General features: G+C 70.4%; 19 protein-coding genes. 8 read left to right on the forward strand and 11 right to left on the reverse strand.

Features of this window, described 5'->3' with window-relative positions; genetic code table 11:
- The first annotated feature begins 33 nt into the window (after positions 1 to 33).
- Positions 34 to 597 carry a DNA-3-methyladenine glycosylase I gene (locus tag ATSB10_RS15115; protein ID WP_063673571.1) on the forward strand — a complete coding sequence of 188 codons (564 nt, stop codon included), beginning with the start codon at positions 34 to 36 and terminating at the stop codon, positions 595 to 597.
- On the opposite strand, the gene treF is transcribed toward ATSB10_RS15115, so the two are convergent.
- Together treF and ATSB10_RS15125 are read right to left on the reverse strand one after the other, a co-directional pair.
- Positions 594 to 2,198 carry an alpha,alpha-trehalase TreF gene (gene treF, locus ATSB10_RS15120; RefSeq protein WP_063673572.1) on the reverse strand — a complete coding sequence of 535 codons (1,605 nt, stop codon included), beginning with the start codon at positions 2,196 to 2,198 and terminating at the stop codon, positions 594 to 596. The two genes, ATSB10_RS15115 and treF, sit on opposite strands and share 4 nt — an antisense overlap.
- Positions 2,195 to 2,962, reverse strand: coding sequence for an SDR family NAD(P)-dependent oxidoreductase (locus ATSB10_RS15125; protein WP_063673573.1), 768 nt, complete (start codon positions 2,960 to 2,962; stop codon positions 2,195 to 2,197). The genes treF and ATSB10_RS15125 overlap by 4 nt, the downstream gene beginning before the upstream one ends.
- A 233-nt stretch (positions 2,963 to 3,195) precedes the next feature.
- On the opposite strand from ATSB10_RS15125, the gene ATSB10_RS15130 reads away from it, so the two are divergent.
- Together ATSB10_RS15130 and ATSB10_RS15135 are read left to right on the forward strand one after the other, a co-directional pair.
- On the forward strand, positions 3,196 to 4,077 hold the full coding sequence (locus ATSB10_RS15130; protein WP_157469291.1) for an EamA family transporter: 882 nt from the start codon (positions 3,196 to 3,198) through the stop codon (positions 4,075 to 4,077).
- Between the two features lie 257 nt (positions 4,078 to 4,334).
- The gene (locus tag ATSB10_RS15135; RefSeq protein ID WP_063673575.1) at positions 4,335 to 4,697 is read left to right on the forward strand and encodes a DUF3617 domain-containing protein; all 363 of its coding nucleotides are present in this window, start codon (positions 4,335 to 4,337) and stop codon (positions 4,695 to 4,697) included.
- A gap of 15 nt (positions 4,698 to 4,712) precedes the next feature.
- Here the strand turns inward: ATSB10_RS15135 and bioC are convergent, their stop codons facing one another.
- From bioC to ATSB10_RS15150, 3 genes are read right to left on the reverse strand one after another with little or no spacing between them, the layout of a single operon-like run.
- Positions 4,713 to 5,597 carry a malonyl-ACP O-methyltransferase BioC gene (bioC, locus tag ATSB10_RS15140; protein WP_063673576.1) on the reverse strand — a complete coding sequence of 295 codons (885 nt, stop codon included), beginning with the start codon at positions 5,595 to 5,597 and terminating at the stop codon, positions 4,713 to 4,715.
- Positions 5,594 to 6,364: a pimeloyl-ACP methyl ester esterase BioH gene (gene bioH, locus ATSB10_RS15145; protein ID WP_063673577.1), complete on the reverse strand. Its 771-nt coding sequence runs from the start codon at positions 6,362 to 6,364 to the stop codon at positions 5,594 to 5,596. The genes bioC and bioH overlap by 4 nt, the downstream gene beginning before the upstream one ends.
- The gene (locus ATSB10_RS15150) at positions 6,361 to 7,113 is read right to left on the reverse strand and encodes a sulfurtransferase (RefSeq protein WP_063673578.1); all 753 of its coding nucleotides are present in this window, start codon (positions 7,111 to 7,113) and stop codon (positions 6,361 to 6,363) included. The genes bioH and ATSB10_RS15150 overlap by 4 nt, the downstream gene beginning before the upstream one ends.
- A 111-nt stretch (positions 7,114 to 7,224) precedes the next feature.
- Between ATSB10_RS15150 and ATSB10_RS15155 the strand changes: the two genes are divergently transcribed.
- The gene (locus ATSB10_RS15155; RefSeq protein ID WP_063673579.1) at positions 7,225 to 7,719 is read left to right on the forward strand and encodes a hypothetical protein; all 495 of its coding nucleotides are present in this window, start codon (positions 7,225 to 7,227) and stop codon (positions 7,717 to 7,719) included.
- Here the strand turns inward: ATSB10_RS15155 and bioF are convergent, their stop codons facing one another.
- Together bioF and bioB are read right to left on the reverse strand one after the other, a co-directional pair.
- The gene (bioF, locus tag ATSB10_RS15160; protein ID WP_063673580.1) at positions 7,720 to 8,910 is read right to left on the reverse strand and encodes an 8-amino-7-oxononanoate synthase; all 1,191 of its coding nucleotides are present in this window, start codon (positions 8,908 to 8,910) and stop codon (positions 7,720 to 7,722) included.
- Between the two features lie 10 nt (positions 8,911 to 8,920).
- Complete coding sequence (gene bioB / locus ATSB10_RS15165; RefSeq protein ID WP_063673581.1) at positions 8,921 to 9,958, reverse strand: biotin synthase BioB; 1,038 nt, start codon at positions 9,956 to 9,958, stop codon at positions 8,921 to 8,923.
- A gap of 138 nt (positions 9,959 to 10,096) precedes the next feature.
- On the opposite strand from bioB, the gene ATSB10_RS15170 reads away from it, so the two are divergent.
- The 3 genes from ATSB10_RS15170 (at position 10,097) to ATSB10_RS15180 (ending at position 12,852) form a co-directional block, all read left to right on the forward strand.
- On the forward strand, positions 10,097 to 10,303 hold the full coding sequence (locus tag ATSB10_RS15170) for a hypothetical protein (protein ID WP_063673582.1): 207 nt from the start codon (positions 10,097 to 10,099) through the stop codon (positions 10,301 to 10,303).
- 15 nt (positions 10,304 to 10,318) lie between these two features.
- Positions 10,319 to 11,059: a ComF family protein gene (locus tag ATSB10_RS15175; protein WP_063673583.1), complete on the forward strand. Its 741-nt coding sequence runs from the start codon at positions 10,319 to 10,321 to the stop codon at positions 11,057 to 11,059.
- Between the two features lie 86 nt (positions 11,060 to 11,145).
- Positions 11,146 to 12,852 carry a methyl-accepting chemotaxis protein gene (locus ATSB10_RS15180; protein WP_063673584.1) on the forward strand — a complete coding sequence of 569 codons (1,707 nt, stop codon included), beginning with the start codon at positions 11,146 to 11,148 and terminating at the stop codon, positions 12,850 to 12,852.
- Here the strand turns inward: ATSB10_RS15180 and ubiA are convergent.
- Positions 12,844 to 13,737, reverse strand: coding sequence for a 4-hydroxybenzoate octaprenyltransferase (gene ubiA / locus ATSB10_RS15185; RefSeq protein WP_063673585.1), 894 nt, complete (start codon positions 13,735 to 13,737; stop codon positions 12,844 to 12,846). The two genes, ATSB10_RS15180 and ubiA, sit on opposite strands and share 9 nt — an antisense overlap.
- 290 nt (positions 13,738 to 14,027) lie before the next feature.
- Between ubiA and ATSB10_RS15190 the strand changes: the two genes are divergently transcribed.
- Positions 14,028 to 15,101: a GGDEF domain-containing protein gene (locus ATSB10_RS15190; protein ID WP_083966247.1), complete on the forward strand. Its 1,074-nt coding sequence runs from the start codon at positions 14,028 to 14,030 to the stop codon at positions 15,099 to 15,101.
- Positions 15,102 to 15,114: 13 nt separating this feature from the next.
- Here the strand turns inward: ATSB10_RS15190 and ilvA are convergent, their stop codons facing one another.
- The 3 genes from ilvA to ilvB are packed head-to-tail and all read right to left on the reverse strand — an operon-like array spanning position 15,115 to position 18,805.
- Entirely contained in the window at positions 15,115 to 16,686 is a 1,572-nt protein-coding gene (gene ilvA / locus ATSB10_RS15195) for a threonine ammonia-lyase, biosynthetic (protein WP_157469293.1), read from the reverse strand.
- 5 nt (positions 16,687 to 16,691) lie between these two features.
- Positions 16,692 to 16,964, reverse strand: coding sequence for an acetolactate synthase small subunit (gene ilvN / locus ATSB10_RS15200; protein WP_063673587.1), 273 nt, complete (start codon positions 16,962 to 16,964; stop codon positions 16,692 to 16,694).
- Between the two features lie 35 nt (positions 16,965 to 16,999).
- Positions 17,000 to 18,805 (reverse strand): biosynthetic-type acetolactate synthase large subunit, encoded by a 1,806-nt coding sequence (ilvB, locus tag ATSB10_RS15205; RefSeq protein WP_236886560.1) that lies wholly within the window; start codon positions 18,803 to 18,805, stop codon positions 17,000 to 17,002.
- Between the last annotated feature and the right edge of the window lie 62 nt (positions 18,806 to 18,867).

Below are 18,867 nucleotides of genomic sequence, written 5' to 3' on the forward strand. Positions count from 1 at the left end.
TACAGTGCTCGCCGATTCCTTGCGGAGCAAGCCATGCAACGTTGTCCGTGGGCCGGTGACGATCCCCTGATGTGCGAGTACCACGACCACGAGTGGGGTACGCCGCTGCACGATGACCGCGCGCTGTTCGAGTTCCTCTGCCTGGAGGGCGCGCAGGCCGGCTTGTCGTGGCGCACGGTGCTGGCCAAGCGCGAACGCTACCGCGAGGTCTTCCACGACTTCGAGATCGAGCGCGCGGCGGCGATGACCGACCGCCAGCTCGAAAAGCTGCTGGCCGACCCCGGCATCATCCGCAACCGGTTGAAGGTGTCTTCGGTGCGCGACAACGCGAAGGCCGCGCTGGCGGCGATCGACGAGCACGGCAGCCTGGATACGTATTTCTGGTCGTTCGTCGACGGTCGGCCGATCCGCAACGCCTGGCGCAGTCCGACGGAAGTCCCGGCCACCACGCCGCTGTCCGACCGCATGAGCAAGGCGTTGAAGAAGCGCGGCTTCCGCTTCGTCGGCAGCACCATCTGCTATGCCTTCATGCAGGCCACCGGCATGGTCGACGATCACCTGGTCGACTGCTTCCGGCACGGCGTGGACGCACGCTAGTCGCGCGTCCCGGCGCGCGCGCGGTGCGCCGGGTGGTCGTGGTCTTCGTGCAGCAGTCGCCGGCTCACGCCGTTGGTCCAGCCGAAGCCGTCCTGCAGCGGATACTCGCCGCCGCCACCGCCATGGGCGCCATCGGCTTCGTGCACCAGCACGTACTTTTCCACCAGCTTGCACTCGCGCTGGTACAGGCTGCCGACGGTGTGCAGCCAGCGCGAGGCGATCTCGCGGGCGAGCTCCTCCTTGCCATTCAGGGCGAAGCCGCGGATCGCCAGCCATTGCAGCGGCGCCCAGCCGTTGGGGCGATCCCACTGCTGGCCGCTCTCGTCCTCGCTGGTGGCCACGCCGCCCTGCACCAGCAGGCGGTCGCGTACCGTCGCGGCGACCGCGGCGGCCTGCGCTGGCGCAGCGGCGCCGACGAACAGCGGGGCGGTGGTCGCAGCGGTCAGCCGCGGGCTGGCCCGGTCTTGCCGCCAGTCGTAGTCGACGTAGTGCTGCCGCTGCGTATCCCACAGCCAGCGGTCCATCGCCACCTGTCGCTCGCGGGCGCGCGCCGCGAAATCGGCCGCGAGGTCGGATCGACCGTCGAGCGCCGACAGTCGGGCGATCTCGCTCTCCAGCTTGTACAGCAGACTGTTGAGATCCACCGGCAGCATCGCCGTGGTGCGGATGCTGGACAGCGCATCGGTGTGGTCGCACCAGCGCGCGCTGAAGTCCCACCCCGAGGCCGCGGCCGCACGCAGGTCGCGATAGACCTCGCTGGCCGGGCGATCGCTCTGCGCGGCGGTGGCCTCGTCCTCGCGGAACGATTCCTCGCGCGGCGTATCGCGATCGTCCCAGTAGCGGTTGAGCAGGCTGCCGTCCTCCAGTCGCACGCAGTGCTGGTGGGCCTCGCCGGGCCGCAGCGCGTCGGCACCGTCCATCCACCAGTCATGCTCGCGCCGCAGGTGCGGCAGGTAGCGCAGGGCCTGGCACAGCCGGTGTTCCTCGAACAGGCCGACCATCAGCGCGAATACCGGGGGTTGCGAGCGGCTGAGGTAGTAGCTGCGGTTGCCGTTGGGCACGTGGCCGTAGTGCTCGATCAGCCAGGCGAAGTTGTCCGCCATCGTGCGCAGCAGGTCATGCCGGCCGCTTTCGGCCAGGCCAAGCATGGTGAAGTACGAATCCCAGTAGTACAGCTCGCGGAAGCGGCCGCCCGGCACCACGTAGGCCTGCGGCAGCGGCAGCAGCGAGCCGTTGGCGGGGTGCTCTCGCGGCTCGCGGGTGAGCACTGGCCAGAGGCCGTCGATATGCTGTTTCAGCGACTGGCCGGGATCGGATGCGTAGTGGTTCTGCGGCGTCTTTTCCTCTTGGAAATGCGCGTGCACGAAGGCCGCCAGCTCGAAGCCCGGTTGCCCGTGCTCGGCGCGATAGGCCTCCAGGATGCGCTGGGGCGACTGTCGCGGCACGCAGTCGACGAAGCTCTTGCTGTCCTCGAACACGCGCCCGCGCTGCACGGCGACGAACAGCTCACGGTAGCGGTCGGCCGGGGTCAGTGTGTCGGCCACCGGGACATGGGCGACACGATCGAGGGTGTCGCGCGGAAGGCTTCCGTCAGAGCTCATTGTTCGCTGTAGCTCCACAGCAGGCCGCCGTCGACGAACAGCGTGGTGCCGGTGACGTAGGCTGCCTCGTCGCTGGCCAGAAACAGCACGGCATTGGCCACGTCCTGCGTGTGGCCCAGGCGGCCCAGCGGAATGTTGGCGAGCAGGGCCTTGAGTTCCTGCTGGTTCGACAGCAGCGCGGCATTGATCGGTGTCTGCACCGCGCCCGGCGCGACGTTGTTGACGCGGATGCCCAGCGGCGCCAGTTCGATCGACAGGTTGCGCATCAGCATCTTCACCGCACCCTTGCTGGCCGCGTAGCTGGCGAAATGGGGAAACGGCAGCTCCTCGTGCACCGAGCTGATGTTCACCACCGCACCGTCGCCGCCGCGCTCTTGCACGTGCCGGGCGAATGCCTGGGTGGCGAAGAACGTGCCGCGCAGGTTCACGCCGAGCACGGCGTCGAAGTCCGCCTCGGTCACGTCCAGGAACTCCGCCCGCTTCTCGATGCCTGCGTTGTTCACCAGCACGTCGACCCGGCCCATCGCGATCACGGCCTGCTCGATCACTCGGGTATCCACCCCCGCGTCGCCGATGTCACCGCCGATCACGCAACCGTCGGTGCCGGCCTGGCGGATCCGGGCGAGTGTCTCCTCGGCGGCCGCGTTGTCGCTGCGATCCTCGACCACCACACGTGCGCCCTCCTCGGCCAGCCGCACCGCGATGGCACGGCCGATACCCTGGCCGCTGCCGGTGACCAGCGCCACCTTGCCCTGCAATCGCATGTCCGCTCCTCGTCCGGATGACCGGTTCCCGACGATGGCAGGACGCCCGTGAAGGCCACGGCAGCGAAGCGTCAGCGGGGCCGCGCGACGGCGCGAAATATCTTGCGGGGCCGCGACGCCGATGCCCCGGAGGCGACTGCTGCCATCTGCCGTCAGCAGCCTGCATGCCGGGGCGTGGGCGAGGTGCCCGCAACCTGACACCATGCGGCTCCCGTCCCCGCGCGATGCCCCGCATGTCCGAGTCCCACTGCCAGACACCGTTGTGGGTGGCGATCGCCGCGTTGCTGGTCGCGATGAGCTCGTACCAGTGCGGCGCGGCCATCGCCGAGCAGTTGTTTCCGAAGGTGGGTGCGCAGGGTGCCACTGCGTTCCGGCTCGGCCTGGGCGCCCTGCTCCTGCTGCTGTGGCGCCGGCCATGGCGTCGCTGGCGCCGTGAGGCAGACTGGCGTGCGCTGTGGGGCTACGGTCTGTCGATGGGCGCGATGAACCTGGTGTTCTACCTGGCCCTGCGCACGATCCCGCTGGGCATCGCGGTGGCGTTGGAATTCACCGGTCCGCTGGCGATCGCGCTGTTCGGCTCGCGCCGCGCGCTGGATGTGGCCTGGGTGCTGCTGGTCGTGATCGGCCTGGCCCTGTTGCTGCCGCTGCACCGCCAGGATCATGCGCTCGATCCGGTCGGCGTCGGCTACGCGCTGGCGGCCGGGCTCGGCTGGGCGCTTTACATCCTTTTCGGACAGAAGGCCGGCGCGGCCTACGGCCACGATGCGGTGACCTGGGGCATCGCGATCGGCGCCCTGCTCGCGGTGCCGGCCGGCGTGGCCCATGCCGGTCCGGCGCTGCTGACGCCTTCGCTGCTGCCGCTGGGGCTGGGGGTGGCCGTGCTCAGTTCGGTGCTGCCGTATTCGCTGGAGATGATCGCGCTGACCCGCCTGCCGGCCCGCCATTTCAGCGTGCTGCTGAGCCTGGAGCCGGTGATCGCCTCGCTGGCCGGCAGCGCCTTCCTGGGCGAACGGCTGGGCCCGTTGCAGTGGCTGGCGGTGGCGGCGATCGTGGCCGCTTCGGCGGGTACTGCGTACACGGCGCGCGTGCCGGTGACCGAGCCGCTGGCGAACTGACGAAGCATCGACCCGGGGCACGCGTCGCTCCGCCGACGTGTATCCGGCATCCCGGATGCCGGCGACATGCGCGGCGGCTGACGCCAGCCGCAGGCCGCTCCAGCGCCGCGGACGGTCCTGGCGGCGTGTTAGTGTCCGAGCGTCAGGAAGCCATCCGGGTAGGGATCTCCATGTGTTCACGTCGCGTCCTTTGCGCATGCGCAGTGCTGGTGCTGTCCGTTCCGTCATGCGTACTGGCGGCCAGTCAGGGCCGCCTGATGAAGCTGACCACGACCACCACCCTGCACATGCAGGGCATGGCGATGCCACAGCGCGTGATGAGTCGCGAGGTCTGCACGGCGCCGGCAGGGTTCGATCCGCGCCAGCTTGTCAGTTCCCGTAGCGGTTCGGATTGCAAGGTCAGCGATTACCGCCAGCGCAGCAGCACCATCACCTTCCACGTGGCCTGCACCCGGCCGCAGAAGGTCAGCAGTGACGGTACGTTCCGCCAACTCGCCGACAGTGGCTTCGACGGCGAGATGCGCACGACGACCGCGGTCGCCGGTCACGACGCCACGCTCGATACCCATTACGTCGGCCAGCACGTAGGCGACTGCACCTACACGCCGCCGAAGCACTGACGGCAGGGCGCGGGCTCAGCGCCGGCGCGAGCCGCGCAGGCTGTCCACCGAGAAGGTGGCGATCTCGCCACCGCCGGCGCCGCGGCGCGACTGTCCCGGCGGCGGGCCCCAGGCGTGCGCGGTGACCACTTCCCAGGTGGCCGGGATGCGGCCGTCCACGCGCATGGCCTCGTAGGCCTCCAGCATGCGGCGGTAGTGTGCCTTGCCGGTGAGGTGGCGCTCGCGCGCGGTGTCGGCGTGCGTGGCGCCCAGCCCCTTGAGCTCCTTCAGCAGCATTGCCGGCGAGCTGTAGGTAAGGATGAAGCGGTCGACGTCGAGCACCGGGTCGCGCAGGCCGGCGCTGATCAACGCATCGCCGACGTCGTGCATATCGAGGAAGCGGCTGACGTGTGACTGCTGGTCGGCACTGGCCCAGGCCGCGCGCAGCTCCTTCAGCGTATCCGGACCGAAGGTGGAGAAGGCGAGCAGGCCGCCGGGCTTGAGCACGCGCGCGCACTCGCCGAACAGCGCGCCGAGGTCGTCGATCCACTGGAAGCACAGGTTGGAGTGCAGCACGTCAACGCTGTGGTCGGGGAACGGCAGCGCGGTGGCATCGGCGCACACGCGCTGGAAGGGCTTGAGCCAGCGGCTGTGCTGCTTCGCCGCCTGCAGCATCGGTACCGCAAGGTCCACCGCGATCACCTCGGCCTTGCCGTAGCGCTCCTTCAGCAGGGCGCTGCCGCGACCGGTACCGGCGCCCACGTCGAGCACGCGCTGCGGCGTTTCCAGATAGAAGCCGAGACGCTCGAGCAGCAGCTTCTGCACTTCCTGCTGGAGCGCGTCGTGCTGCTCGTAGCTGCGCGCGGCGCGGGCGAAGTTGCGGCGCACGCGTGCGCGGTCGAGGTGGAAGGAGTCGCTCATCGGATCTGCTCCAGCAGCGGGCGCAGCGCGTCCACCACGGCATCGACGTGGCCGAGGAAGGGCGCGTGGCCGGCGTGTGCGATCTCGTGGAAGTCGCCCTGCGCGCGGGTGGCCGACCAGCGCATCGCGTCCGGATGCACCAGGCGGTCGCGGCGGCCGGCGATCCAGGTGTTGGGCAGGCACAGCGTGGCGAGTTCGCCGCGCCAGTCGGTCGAGTCGAGCAGGGCGATGCCTTCCTGCAGCACGCGCAGGTCCGGCTCGCCATGGGCGAACACCGAGTCGCGCAGGCGGCGCAGCTCGGCGCGCGGATCGGCGCTGCCCATCGCCTCCAGCGCGAGGAAGCGCTCCAGGGTGGCGTGGTAGTCGGTTTCCAGATCCAGCGCCAGCTGGTGCACCAGGGCACCGTCGCTGCCCTGCGGCCAGTCCTCGCCGCGCACGAATTTCGGCGTCGCGCACAGCATGGCCAGGCCACGGGCGGGGATGGTGGCCTCGCGAGCGGCGGCCAGCGCCACCAGCCCGCCCATCGACCAGCCCAGCCAGATCGCGGGCGGCACGGCGTCGGCGATGGCGCGGGCGATCGCGAACGGTTCCAGCGGCAGGCCGCAATCGCGCGAGCGGCCGTGGCCGGGCAGGTCGACCACGTACAGCGTGCAGGTGTCTTCCAGCGCCTCGGCCAGCGGCGCGAACACGCCGCCGTGCATGGCCCAGCCGTGGATCAGCACCAGCGGCACCGGGCCGCGGCCCCGGGTCTCGATGAACAGGCTCATGGCGTGGCGGCGTCCGTCGGCGGGGCAGGGGCCAGCGTGGGGTCGACCGCGCCGCGGTCGTCGAACACGAAGCAGTCGCCCTGCCAGTGCGCGCCGCCGGTTTCCTCGAAATACTTCAGGATGCCGCCCTCGAGCTGGAACACGCGCTCCATGCCCTGCGCCTGCATGTACAGCGCGGCCTTCTCGCAGCGGATGCCGCCGGTGCAGTACGACACCACGGTCTTGCCTTCGTAGCGCGCGCGGTCGGCGGCCAGCGCCTCGGGAAATTCGGTGAAGCTGGCGATGCGGTAGTCCACCGCCTGCGGGAACTTGCCGACATCGGTCTCGTAGGCGTTGCGGGTATCCAGCAGCACCACCTCGCGGCCGTCGTCGTCGTGGCCCTGGTCCAGCCAGCGCGCCAGCGTGGTCGCGTCCACCGCCGGCGCGCGCCCCTCAATCGGGCGCAGCTGCGGTTGGCGCAGGGTGATGATCTCCTTCTTCAGCCGCACGCGCAGGCGACCGAACGGCGCGTCGTCGGAGGGCGAGGCCTTGGCCTCCAGCCCGGCGAAGCGCGGGTCCTCGCGCAGCCAGTCCATGAAGGCATCGGTGGCCTCGTGCGGGCCGGCCAGGAACAGGTTGATGCCCTCAGGCGCCAGCAGCACGGTGCCCTTCAGCGCCAGCGCCTCGGCGCGTTCGCGCACCCGCTCGCGCAGGGCGGGCAGGTCGTCCAGCGGCACGAAACGGTAAGCGGAGAGATTGACGATCGGCATGGGGATGGGGGTCGGGCAACTGCCCATTATAGGTCGACTAGGAATCTCTCCTCTTCCGTCCGCGCGGCCAGCGGTTAGACTGCCTGGCGGCAACGACAGGGAGAGGGGAACGTGGCCGAATGCAATCACTGCAGCAAGACGATCCTGTTCGGGGGACGCAGGGTCGACGGCGCGCGCTACTGCTGCGCCGCCTGTGCCGGCCGGCATCCGCTGCTGGCGCGTGCCGAGCAGGTGCCCGAGCACGTGCTGCAGAAGCATGTCGAGGACTGGCATCGCAGTGCCTGTCCCCGCTGCAACCGGCCCGGTCCGATCGACGTCTATCGCCACCATCGCGTGCATTCCTTCGTGTTGCTGACCCAGTGGCACACCCGGCAGAGCGTGAGCTGCCGCCGTTGCGGGCGTCGCAGCCAGCTCGCCAGTGCGCTGTATTCCGCGGTGCTGGGCTGGTGGGGCTTTCCGTGGGGGCTGGTGGTGACGCCGGTACAGGTCGGGCGCAACCTGGCGGCGGCGTTCCGCGGGGCGCCTGACACTCCCTCCGAGCCGTTCCGGCGGCTGGTCCGCCTGCAACTGGCCCAGCAGACGCTGGCGCCGCCGCGACAGGGCTGATCATGCGCCGATGATCGTCGGCCGGACGCGTTCCAGCGCGGCCAGCAGGCGGTCCACGTCGGCCTCCTCGTGCGCCGCGCTCAAGGTGATGCGCAGGCGCGCCTGGCCGGCCGGCACGGTCGGCGGGCGGATAGCGGTGACCAGCAGGCCCAGCGCTTCCAGTGCCTGCGCGGTGGCCAGCGCGGTATCGGCACTGCCCAGCAGCAGCGGCTGGATCGGTGTGGCCGACGCCATCAGCGGCAGGCCCAGCTCGGAGGCACCGCGCCGGAAGCGGGCGATCAGGCCGGAAAGCTTCTCGCGGCGCCAGTCCTCCTGGCGCGCCAGCGTCACCGCCGCCAGCGCCGCGGCGGCCAGCGCCGGCGGCAGTGCGGTGGAATAGACCTGCGGCCGGGCGAACTGGGTCAGCCCCTCGATCAGCGCGGCCGATCCGGCGACGAAGGCGCCGGCACAGCCCAGCGCCTTGCCCAGGGTAGCCATCAACACCGGCACCTCGGACACGCCCAGGCCCGCGTCCGCCACGCTGCCGGCTCCCTGGGCGTCAAGTACGCCCAGCCCATGGGCGTCGTCGACCATCAGCGTGGCGCCCTCGCGTGCGGCCAGCGCGGCCAGTTCGCGCAGTGGAGCGACGTCGCCGTCCATGCTGAACACGCCGTCGGTGGCCAGCAGGGCCGGCGCCTCGGAACGGCTGGCCAGCTGCCGCGCCGCGCCGCCCACGTCGCTATGCGGGTAGCGCTTCAGCTCGGCGCCGGCGAGGCGGCAGCCGTCGATCAGGCTGGCGTGGTTGAGCTTGTCCTGCACGCACACCGCGCCGTCGACACTACCGAGCAGGGCCTGCTGCACGCCGAGGTTGGCGGCATAGCCGGTGGAGAAAAGCAGCGCACGCTCGCGCCCGGTCCACTCGGCCAGCGCTTCTTCCAGCATGGCGTGCTCGCGCCGGTGGCCGCAGACCAGGTGCGCGGCGGTGCTGCCCACGCCTTCGTCGTCGGCCACGCGCTTGAATGCGGCGATCAGCTGCGGGTGCTGCGCCAGGCCCAGGTAATCGTTGCTGCAGAAGCCGAGCAGGCGGCGGCCGTCGACCTCGAGCCAGGGACCATCGGCGTGCTCGACGGCGCGCGCGCGACGCAGCAGTGCGGCGCGTTCGCGGTCGGCCGTCCGGATGGCCAGACGGCCGAGCAGATCGGGGCGGGCCATCGCTGCGGGATCAGGCGGCGCAGCCGCAGCCCTGGCCGCAACCGGCGGTGTCGGTCTCCAGGATGTCGGCGTGCACGGTGTCCGATTCCTCCACCACTTCCAGCGCGTGCAGGTCGAGCCGGCGGAACAGCGCGCGATCGGCCTCCACGTCGGGGTTGCCGGTGGTCAGCAGCTTCTCGCCGTAGAAGATCGAGTTGGCGCCGGCGAAGAAGCACAGCGCCTGCACCGCGTCGTCCATCTGCTGGCGCCCGGCCGACAGCCGCACCATCGAGGCCGGCATCAGGATGCGCGCCACCGCGATGGTGCGCACGAACTCGAACGGGTCCAGCGCCTCGGTGCCGTGCAGCGGCGTGCCTTCCACCTGCACCAGCTGGTTGATCGGCACCGACTGCGGATGCTCGGGCAGGTTGGCCAGGGTCTGCAGCAGGCCGGCGCGCTGGCCGCGCGTTTCGCCCATGCCGACGATGCCGCCGCAGCAGGTCTTCAGGCCGACCTCGCGCACATGCTCGAGCGTGTCGAGGCGGTCCTGGTACTCGCGGGTGTGGATGATCTCGCCGTAGAACTCCGGCGCGGTGTCGAGATTGTGGTTGTAGTAGTCCAGCCCGGCCTGCTTCAGCGTGGCAGCCTGCTCGCCGCTGAGCATGCCGAGCGTAGCGCAGGTCTCCAGGCCCAAGCCCTTCACCGCCGAGACGATCTCGGCCACCTTGGCCACGTCGCGATCCTTCGGACTGCGCCAGGCCGCGCCCATGCAGAAGCGGCTGGCGCCGGCGGCCTTGGCCGCCTGGGCCCGGGCGACCACGGCGTCCACGCTCATCAGCTTCTCCGCCTGCACGCCGGTGGCGTAGCGCGCCGCCTGCGGGCAGTAGGCGCAGTCTTCCGGGCAGCCGCCGGTCTTGATCGACAGCAGGGTCGACACCTGCACCGCGTTCGGATCGTGGTGCTCGCGGTGGATCGAGTGCGCGCGATGCAGCAGCTCGTTGAACGGCAGGGCGAACAGCGCGGCGACTTCGTCGCGGGTCCAGTCGTGGCGCAGGGCGGGTGCGGTCATGGGAGGGGCTCCGTCGGGCAGGCCGCGAGTGTGGGAAGCTGCCCCTGGAGTGTCAACTCGATGCGCGTCCGAATGGTTGACGGTGACGCGCGCGGCGGTCCGTTACCATCCTTCCGACACTTCAGGGAGATTCCGTGCATGAGCGCAGGACAGGGCAGCACTGGCAATGTGATCGCGGCGGTGTGCAGCTTCTTCATCCCGGGGTTGGGCCAACTGGTGCAGGGGCGCCTGCTCAAGGCGATCGTGATGTTCGTGCTGGCTGGCGTGCTGTGGATCTTCTGGCTGGGCTGGATCATCCACCTGTGGTCGATCCTCGACGCGGCGATGTTCAAGCCGTCGAACTGACCGGCCCGCCCGCGCATGGAGGCGCTCCGTTCCCGACTGGCCGACCTGTGCCGCTGGTTGCTGCCGGCGCGCTGCCTGCTGTGCGGCGCGGCCGGCCACGACGACCTGGACCTGTGCCGCGACTGCGCCGCCGAACTGCCGCGCAACCGATCATGCTGCGCCCTGTGCGCCCTGCCGCTGGCCATGCCGGCGGCGTTGTGCGGACGATGCCAGCGGCGCGCGCCGCCGTGGGACGCGGCATGGGCGCCGTTCCGCTACGGCTGGCCGTTGGACCGGCTGGAGTCGCGCTTCAAGTTCGGACGCGATCTCGCCGCCGGACGCTCGCTGGCTGCGCTGTGGCTGCGCGAATCCGCTCCGACGCCGCTGCCGGACCTGATCCTCCCGGTGCCCCTGCACCGTGGACGACTGCGCCAGCGTGGCCACAACCAGGCGCTGGAGCTGGCGCACCCGCTGTCCCGCGCGCTGGGGCTGCCGCTTCGCCACGACCTGCTGCTGCGACCGCGCGCCACCTCGGCGCAGAGCGAGCTGGATGCCGTCGCCCGTCGCCGCAATGTGCGCGGCGCGTTCGCTTTGCGCCAGGGCGCTGCGCTTCCGGCCCACGTGGCGATCGTCGACGATGTGATGACCACCGGTTCGACGCTCGCCGAGTGCACGCGCGTCCTGCGTCGGGTCGGCGTCGGACGGATCGATGTCTGGGCACTCGCCCGCGCGCCGGTCCCTGCCGGAGGTCGCTCCGCCGGTCGTGCGTCAAATTGACCCCGGTCAATCAAGGGTGTGCGCCGGAACGCCGATAGCCGAACGATCGGGCGGCATACCGCCCTTGCCCGGCTTGCGAGCGTGATATGCGTATCAACCTTCCTGTGACCCAGCGCAAATACGAGCTTCGCCGTAACGACGCCCTGGTGTCGAAGACCGACCTGCGCGGCGTCATCACCTACTGCAATCCGCCGTTTGTCACGGTGAGTGGTTTCGCCCGCGAGGAACTGATCGGCAAGGCGCACAACCTGATCCGTCATCCGGACATGCCGCGGGAGGCGTTCCGCGACATGTGGGACACGCTCAAGACCGGCCGCCCCTGGACGGCCCTGGTCAAGAACCGCCGCAAGAACGGCGACTTCTACTGGGTGCGTGCCAACGTCACCCCGGTGGTGACCGATGGCGAGATCACCGGCTACATGTCGGTGCGCACCTGGGTGTCGCCGGAGGAGATCGTCGCGACCGAGCAGATCTACGCGCAGATGGCGGCCGCCGAAAAGGCGGAGAAGCCGCTGCCGCTGCGCCTGCGTGAGGGACGCATCGAACGCCCCGGGGTCCTGCGCGCACTGCTACGCAGGATTTCCGAGTCCACCGGCCTGGGCGTGGCCGTCGGCGTGGCGATCGGTGCCGCACTGCCATTCGCGCTTTCCCGCATCCCGTGGGTCGCGGGGCACGAGGGCCTGGTGGCCCCGCTGGCGGTGGCGGCCGAAGTGCTCACGGCCCTGTGCATGTACCGCTACGGCGTGATGCGTGCGCTCGATGACCTGAGCCGCAACGCCCGCGACGTCGCCGCAGGCGACCTGTCGCGCCCGCTGTTCAGCCGCGACAGCTTTCTGGCCCGCTCCGCCGGGCGCGAGCTGAACCAGCTCAGCGTCAACCTGCGTGCCGTGGTCGGTGACGTGCGTGAAGAGGTGCACCGCTTCGGTGGTACGGCAGACACCATCTCCGACGCGGTGAACGAGCTGGCGGAGCGCACCGAGTCGCAGGCCGCCAGCCTCGAGGAGGCGGCGGCGACGATGGAAGAGTTCACCGCCACGCTGCAGCAGAACCGCGACCGTTCCCGCGAGGCGGCGCATACCACCGATGGCGCCGTCCAGACGGCCGGGCAGGGCCGCGAAGCGATCGCCAACGTACGTGAGGCGATGAGCGCGATCCAGCAATCCTCCAACGACATCAACGAGATCATCGCGCTGGTCGACGAACTGGCGTTCCAGACCAACCTGCTCGCGCTGAACGCCGCGGTGGAGGCGGCGCGCGCCGGCGAGCATGGCCGCGGTTTCGCGGTCGTCGCCGGCGAGGTGCGCCAGCTGGCCCAGCGCAGCGCTGGCGCGGCCAAGGACATCCGCGGCCTGATCGGCACGGCCGGCGAGCACGTCCAGCAAGGCCGGATCTCGGTCGAGGCGGCGGACCAGCGGGTGGGTGCGATCGTCGAGGCGGTGGCGCGCACCCGGGCACTGGTGGGCGAGATCAACGCCTCGGCCGACGAACAGGCCTCGGCGATCAGCCAGATCAACGACACCATCGCCAACCTCGACTCGGTGACCCAGCGCAATGCGGCGATGGCTTCGGAGACGCGGGCTTCCGCCGCCACGCTGCGCTACCAGTCGCAGGTGCTCGGCGAGGCGGTGAGCGTGTTCCACATGAGCGAAAAGGAACGCGACGACTTCAAGGGCGACGACCGGCGCGACCATGACGGCCCGCGCGAGCGCTTCCGCGCACACGACGGCACGCCGCCGCGGTCGATCCCCGCAGGCGCACCCGGTATGCGTCCGCGCAAGCCGGTATCAGCGTAGCGCCAGCGCCAGCACGATCCCCACCCACAGCACCAGGCCGAGCCAGTTGTTGTGGCGGAACGCGGCCAGGCAGGCCTCGCGGCCGCGCGTGCGGATACGCCAGAGCTGATGCCCGAACAGCCCGAGGCTGGCCACCAGTGCCAGCCAGTACGGCCAGCCCAGGTGGGCGCGCTGGCCGACGAACAGCATCGCCAGCGCGAAGGTGCCCATCAGGATGGCGAGGATCGGCAGGTCCGCATCGCCGAACAGGATCGCGGTGGACCGGGCGCCGGCCTTGATGTCGTCCTCGCGGTCGACCATCGCGTACTCGGTGTCGTACACCACCGACCACACCACGTTGCCCAGGAACAGCAGCCAGCCCAGCGGCGGCACGGTGTTCGACACCGCGGCGAAGGCCATCGGGATCGACCAGCCGAACGCCGCCCCAAGCACCACCTGCGGCATGTAGGTGTAGCGCTTGGTGAACGGGTACAGCGCCGCCAGCGCGGCGCCGGCGAAGGACAGCTTGATGGTCAGCGCGTTGGTGAACAGCACCAGCACGAAGGCGAACGCGAGCAGCACGCCGAACATCAGAAGGGCCTCGCGCGGGGTGACCCGGCCGCTGGCGATCGGCCGGCCAGCGGTGCGCGCCACCTGCGGGTCCAGCTCGCGGTCGGCGTAGTCGTTGATGGCGCAACCGGCTGCGCGCATGGCGAATACGCCCAGGGTGAAGATGAGCAGCGTCGGCCACGGCGGAAAATCGTCCGCGGCCAGCCACAGCGCCCACCAGGTCGGCCACAGCAGTAGCAGGGCGCCAATCGGGCGATCCATGCGGGTCAGCACCAGGTAATCGTGGGCCTTCGCGCGTGCGCCGGGCGGCAGCAGGGCGAGCAGCACATCCAGCACCCGGGTCGCGCGTTTCGACGCGTCTGCCGGCCGCGGCGTGGCGCGGGTGGGCGCCGGTCGGTTCCGGGCGGCCGGCGAGGGTGGTGCGGGGCGGCGGGGGCGTTTGCGCGAGGTCGGTGCCATCGGCGAAGTCTAGCGCGCAGGGCCGGCGGGACGCCTCGTCCGAGGTCGCGTTACCGGCGTGGCCACCTCAAGTTGTTGCGCATCGCGTCGATAACCACCCCACTGGCATCACCCGATGCCGGGTGCCCGGGGAGGGTGCCCGAACGCCGTCCGAGTCCGGGAGTCTCGTGTCCATCGATCCAGTCGCCACCGTCGATTCCGTGCCGTCACGTTCCGTGGAGGTGCCGGGTTGGGTGTCCGGGGGCGAGGCCACGCAGGCACGCCTGGTGGACTCGGTGGCGCATTTCACCCACCAGCGCGACACCGAGGCGCTGGACCACAGTCTCACACTGTCGCTGGCCGAGCTGGCCGACGCGCGCACGGTGACCCTGTACAAGCGCGCGGGCGAGCGCAGCGGACCGCAGGAGAGCCTGGTGCGCTGTTCCCGCAACGCGCTGGGTCGCTTCAACATCGATCTGGTGCCGCGGTCGGCGGACGCCTCCACCGATCTGCTGCTGCAACAGGGCGAGCGTGACGGCGGTTGCGTGCGCCTGCGCGACGGCGGTTACGGGATGCTGGTGCCGATCCGCCACGATGGCCGGATGATCGGCGCACTGATGCTGGAGTCCGAGCATCCGCTGGAAATGCTGCGGCCGCTGGTGGAGGGCTTCGCCCGCATCTACGCCAACTACGTGGGTCTGCTCGACGAGAGCGAACGCGACAAGCTCACCGGCCTTTACAACCGCCGCAGCTTCGATCGCCACCTGCAGCGGCAGCTCCATGGCACGCGCCCCCGCGAGGGCGAGCAGGCGGGACAGACCTGGCTGGCGATCCTCGACATCGATCACTTCAAGCGGATCAACGACACCTGGGGTCACCTCTACGGTGACGAGGTGATCCTGATGATCGCCCAGCAGATGCGCGCCAGCTTCCGCCACGGCGACGCGCTGTTCCGCTTCGGCGGCGAGGAGTTCGTGGTGCTGATGTCCGCGATCGACCGGGAAGCGGCCACTGCCGCCCTGCAGCGTTTCCGCACGCGGGTGCAGGATCATGAGTTTCCGCAGGTCGGCCAGGTGACCGTGAGCGTGGGCTTCGCGGTGATCGGCCCGCACGACTATCCGGCCACCGTGCTGGACCGCGCCGACAAGGCGCTCTACTTCGCCAAGAACAGCGGCCGCAACCAGGTCTTCAGCTACGAGGACCTGCGCGCCCGTGGCGCGCTGGACGGGGACGTGACCGCCGGCAGCGTCGACCTGTTCTGAGCCACGACACGCCTCAGATCGCGCGCAACGCCTCGGCCCGGGTCCCTGCCGGTGCCTCGCACAGCAGCAGGCGGTAGGCCGGGTTGGCGCTCTCGTCGCGGTGCGGATAGCCGAGCGTGGCGAGGAAGCGTGCGAACAGGGCGCGCTCGGCCGGCGGCACCTGCAGGCCGACCAGGATCTGGCCGTGGTCGGCGCCCTGGTTGCGGTAGTGGAACAGGCTGACGTTCCAGTCCGGATGCAGCTGCGCCAGGAAGCGCAGCAGCGCGCCGGGGCGCTCGGGGAAGTCGAAGCGGTACAGCCGCTCGTCCTGCGCCAGCGGCGAGCGGCCGCCGACCATGTGTCTGAGGTGCAGCTTGGCCAGCTCGTCGTCGCTCAGGTCCAGCACACCGAAGCCTTGCGCGCGGAAGGCGCGCGCCAGCGCCTCGCTCTCCTCGCGCCCGCCGGTGCGCACCCCGACGAACAGATGTGCTTCGCGGGTGTCGCCGATGCGATAGTTGAATTCGGTCAGGCTGTGCCCACCCAGCACTTCGCAGAAGCGGCGGAAGCTGCCGCGTTCCTCCGGGATGGTGACTGCGAACAGCGCCTCGCGCCGCTCGCCCACCTCGGCACGCTCGGCGACGAAGCTGAGCCGGTCGAAATTCATGTTGGCGCCGGAGCACACCGCCACCAGCGTCTGGTCCTTGAGGCCGTGCGCGGCGACGTACTGTTTCAGGCCGGCGATGGCCAGCGCCCCGGAGGGTTCGGGCACGGTGCGGGTGTCGGCGAACACGTCCTTGATCGCCGCGCAGATCGCATCGGTATCCACGCAGATCATGTCGTCGACGAATTGCCGGCAGATCGCGAAGGTGAGCACGCCGACCTGCTTCACCGCGGTGCCGTCGGCGAACAGGCCGACCTCGTCCAGTTGCACCCGCTCGTCGGCGGCCAGCGACCGGGCCATCGCGTTCGCCGCCGTGCTCTGCACGCCGATCACCTTCACCTCCGGTCGCACCGCCTTGACGAAGGCCGCCACGCCGGAGAGCAGGCCGCCGCCGCCGACCGGCACGAAGATCGCGTGCAGCGGGCCGGCGTGCTGGCGCAGGATCTCCATGCCCACGGTGCCCTGGCCGGCGATCACGTCCGGGTCGTCGAACGGGTGCACCAGGGTGTAGCCATGTTCGGCCTGCAGGCGGGCGGCCTCGGCCTGCGCCTCGCTGTAGGAGTCGCCGGCGAGCACCACCTCGACCGTCGTGCCACCGATCGCGCGCACCGCATCCACCTTCACCTGCGGCGCGGTCTGCGGCATCACGATGGTGGCGCGCACGCCCAGCCGCGCCGCAGCCAGCGCGACGCCCTGGGCATGGTTGCCGGCGGACGCGGCGATCACGCCCCGCGCGCGCGCCAGTGCGTCGAGGTGGACCATCTTGTTGTAGGCGCCGCGCAGCTTGAACGAGAACACCGGCTGGTTGTCCTCGCGCTTGAGCAGCACGCGGTTGCCGAGCCGCCGCGACAGGGCCGGGGCCGGATCGAGCTCGGACTCGCGTGCGACCTCGTACACGCGCGCGGTGAGCACGCGGCGCAGCAGGTCGAGGCCGTCGTCGCCCATCGCGTTCACGCGCCGGCGGCCGGATCGGACGCAACCGCCATCGGCGAGGGCAGTTCCACCGCCTCGATCACGTCCACCAGTTTGCGCGCCTGCTTGAGGATCTGGTCGATCGAATCGCCGCCGCCGTGGGTGACCAGGGTCAGCCGCGACACCTCGATGTCGGCGGTCGGCGCCACGTTGAGCGAGTCGATGTTGTAGCCGCGCGACGAAAACAGCCCGGCGACGCGCACCAGCGCGCCGGATTCGTTCTGCAGCAGGATCGATAGCGTGTGTTTCATCTTTGGTATCGGGTCGGGCCAGCGTGGAGCCAGCGTCAGAACATGTCCGCAGGCGAGCCGTCGGCGGCCTTCGGTGGCGTGCGCGAGGCGATGTGTTCGCCGGTGATCATCTGCGCGTAGGTCATGCCGGGGCCGACCATCGGGTAGACGCCGGCATCCGGATCGATGATCACCTCGAGGAAGGCCGGGCCCTCGAAGGCCAGGAAGTCGGCGACCACGTGCTCGATGTCGCTCGGCTGGTCCAGCCGCTGCGCCCAGGCGAAGCCGTCGGCCTGCGCGGCCTTGACGAAGTCCTTGGTGTGCAGGGTCTTGTCGGATGAGGCGAAGCGGCTCTCGAAGAACAGCTTCTGCCACTGCCGCACCATGCCGTCGCCGGCGTTGTTGAACACCACCACCTTCAGTGGCAGGCCATAGGTGGTCACCGTTTCCAGCTCGCCGAAGTTCATGCGGATGCTGGCGTCGCCGTCGATGTCGATCACCAGCGCGTCCGGCCGCGCGAACTGCGCGCCGATCGCCGCCGGCAGGCCGAAGCCCATCGTGCCCATCGAGCCGGAGGTGAGCCACTGCCGCGGTCCGCGGAAGTCGAAGTACTGCGCGGCCCACATCTGGTGCTGGCCGACGCCGGTGGCGATGATCGCGCGGCCGTCGGTGATGCGGTTGATCGCCTCGATCACCGCATACGGCTGGATCATCGCGCTGGCGCGGTCGTAGTTCATCGCATGCACACGCTTGAGCTCGGCCACGTGCCGGTGCCACGCCGCATAACGGCCGTCGGCCTGCGGCCGGAACCCCTGCGCCTTGCCGTAGCGGCGCAGCCGGTCCAGCGTGCGCACCAGCGGACCGCAGTGATGCCAGTGCACCGCCTTCACCTTGCCGATCTCGGCCGGATCGATGTCGATCTGGGCGATGAAGCGCGCGCGGGGAGCGAACTTGCCCGGCACGCCCGCGACACGGTCGTCGAAGCGGGCGCCCAGCGCCAGCACGAAGTCGCAGTCCTCTACCGCGTAGTTGGCGTAGGCGGTGCCGTGCATGCCCAACATGTGCAAGGCCAGCGGCGAGGTGGTGTCGACCGCGCCGATGCCCATCAGGGTGGTGGTGACCGGCAGGCCGAAGGCTTCGGCGAAGGCGCGCAATGCCTCGGCAGCTTCCGCGGCGATGATGCCGCCGCCGGCGTAGATCAGCGGCCGCTTCGCCTGCCCCAGCGCGGCGAAGAAGGCGGCGCAGTCGGCATCGGTGAGGTGGGCCTGTTCCACCGCGCGCATCCGTGCCCGGTAGCCGGGGATCGCCAGCTGACCCTCGCCCTGGAAGGTCAGCGCGGCGTTCTGCACGTCCTTGGGGATGTCCACCACCACCGGGCCGGGGCGGCCGCTGCGGGCCAGCTCGAAGGCGGTGCGCAGGGTCGATTCCAGCCGCGCCGGCTCGGTGACCAGGAACACGTGCTTGGCGCAGGCACTCATGATGCTGCTGATCGGCGCCTCCTGGAACGCATCGCTGCCGATCGCCGCGGTGGGCACCTGGCCGCAGATCACCACCATCGGGATCGAGTCGGCCATCGAGTCGCGCACCGGCGTCACCGTGTTGGTGGCGCCGGGGCCGGAGGTGACCACGGCCACGCCGACCTTGCCCGACGCGCGGGCGTAGCCGGCGGCCATGAAGCCCGCGCCCTGCTCGTTGGCCGGCACGATCAGCGGCATTGCATCGCGGCCGTCTTCGCGCGGGTGCTCGGCGTTGTAGCGGAACACCGCGTCGTACACCGGCAGGATCGCGCCGCCGGAGTAGCCGAACAGCACGTCCGCGCCCTCGTCGGCGAGTACCTGCACCACGATCTCGGCGCCGGTCATCGGGGTGCCGGCGAGCGGGTGCACGCCGGGCGGCGGCAGGATCGGCGCGGGATCGGACTTCA

This window comes from Dyella thiooxydans (genome assembly GCF_001641285.1).
Classification (GTDB): Bacteria; Pseudomonadota; Gammaproteobacteria; order Xanthomonadales; family Rhodanobacteraceae; genus Dyella_A; species Dyella_A thiooxydans.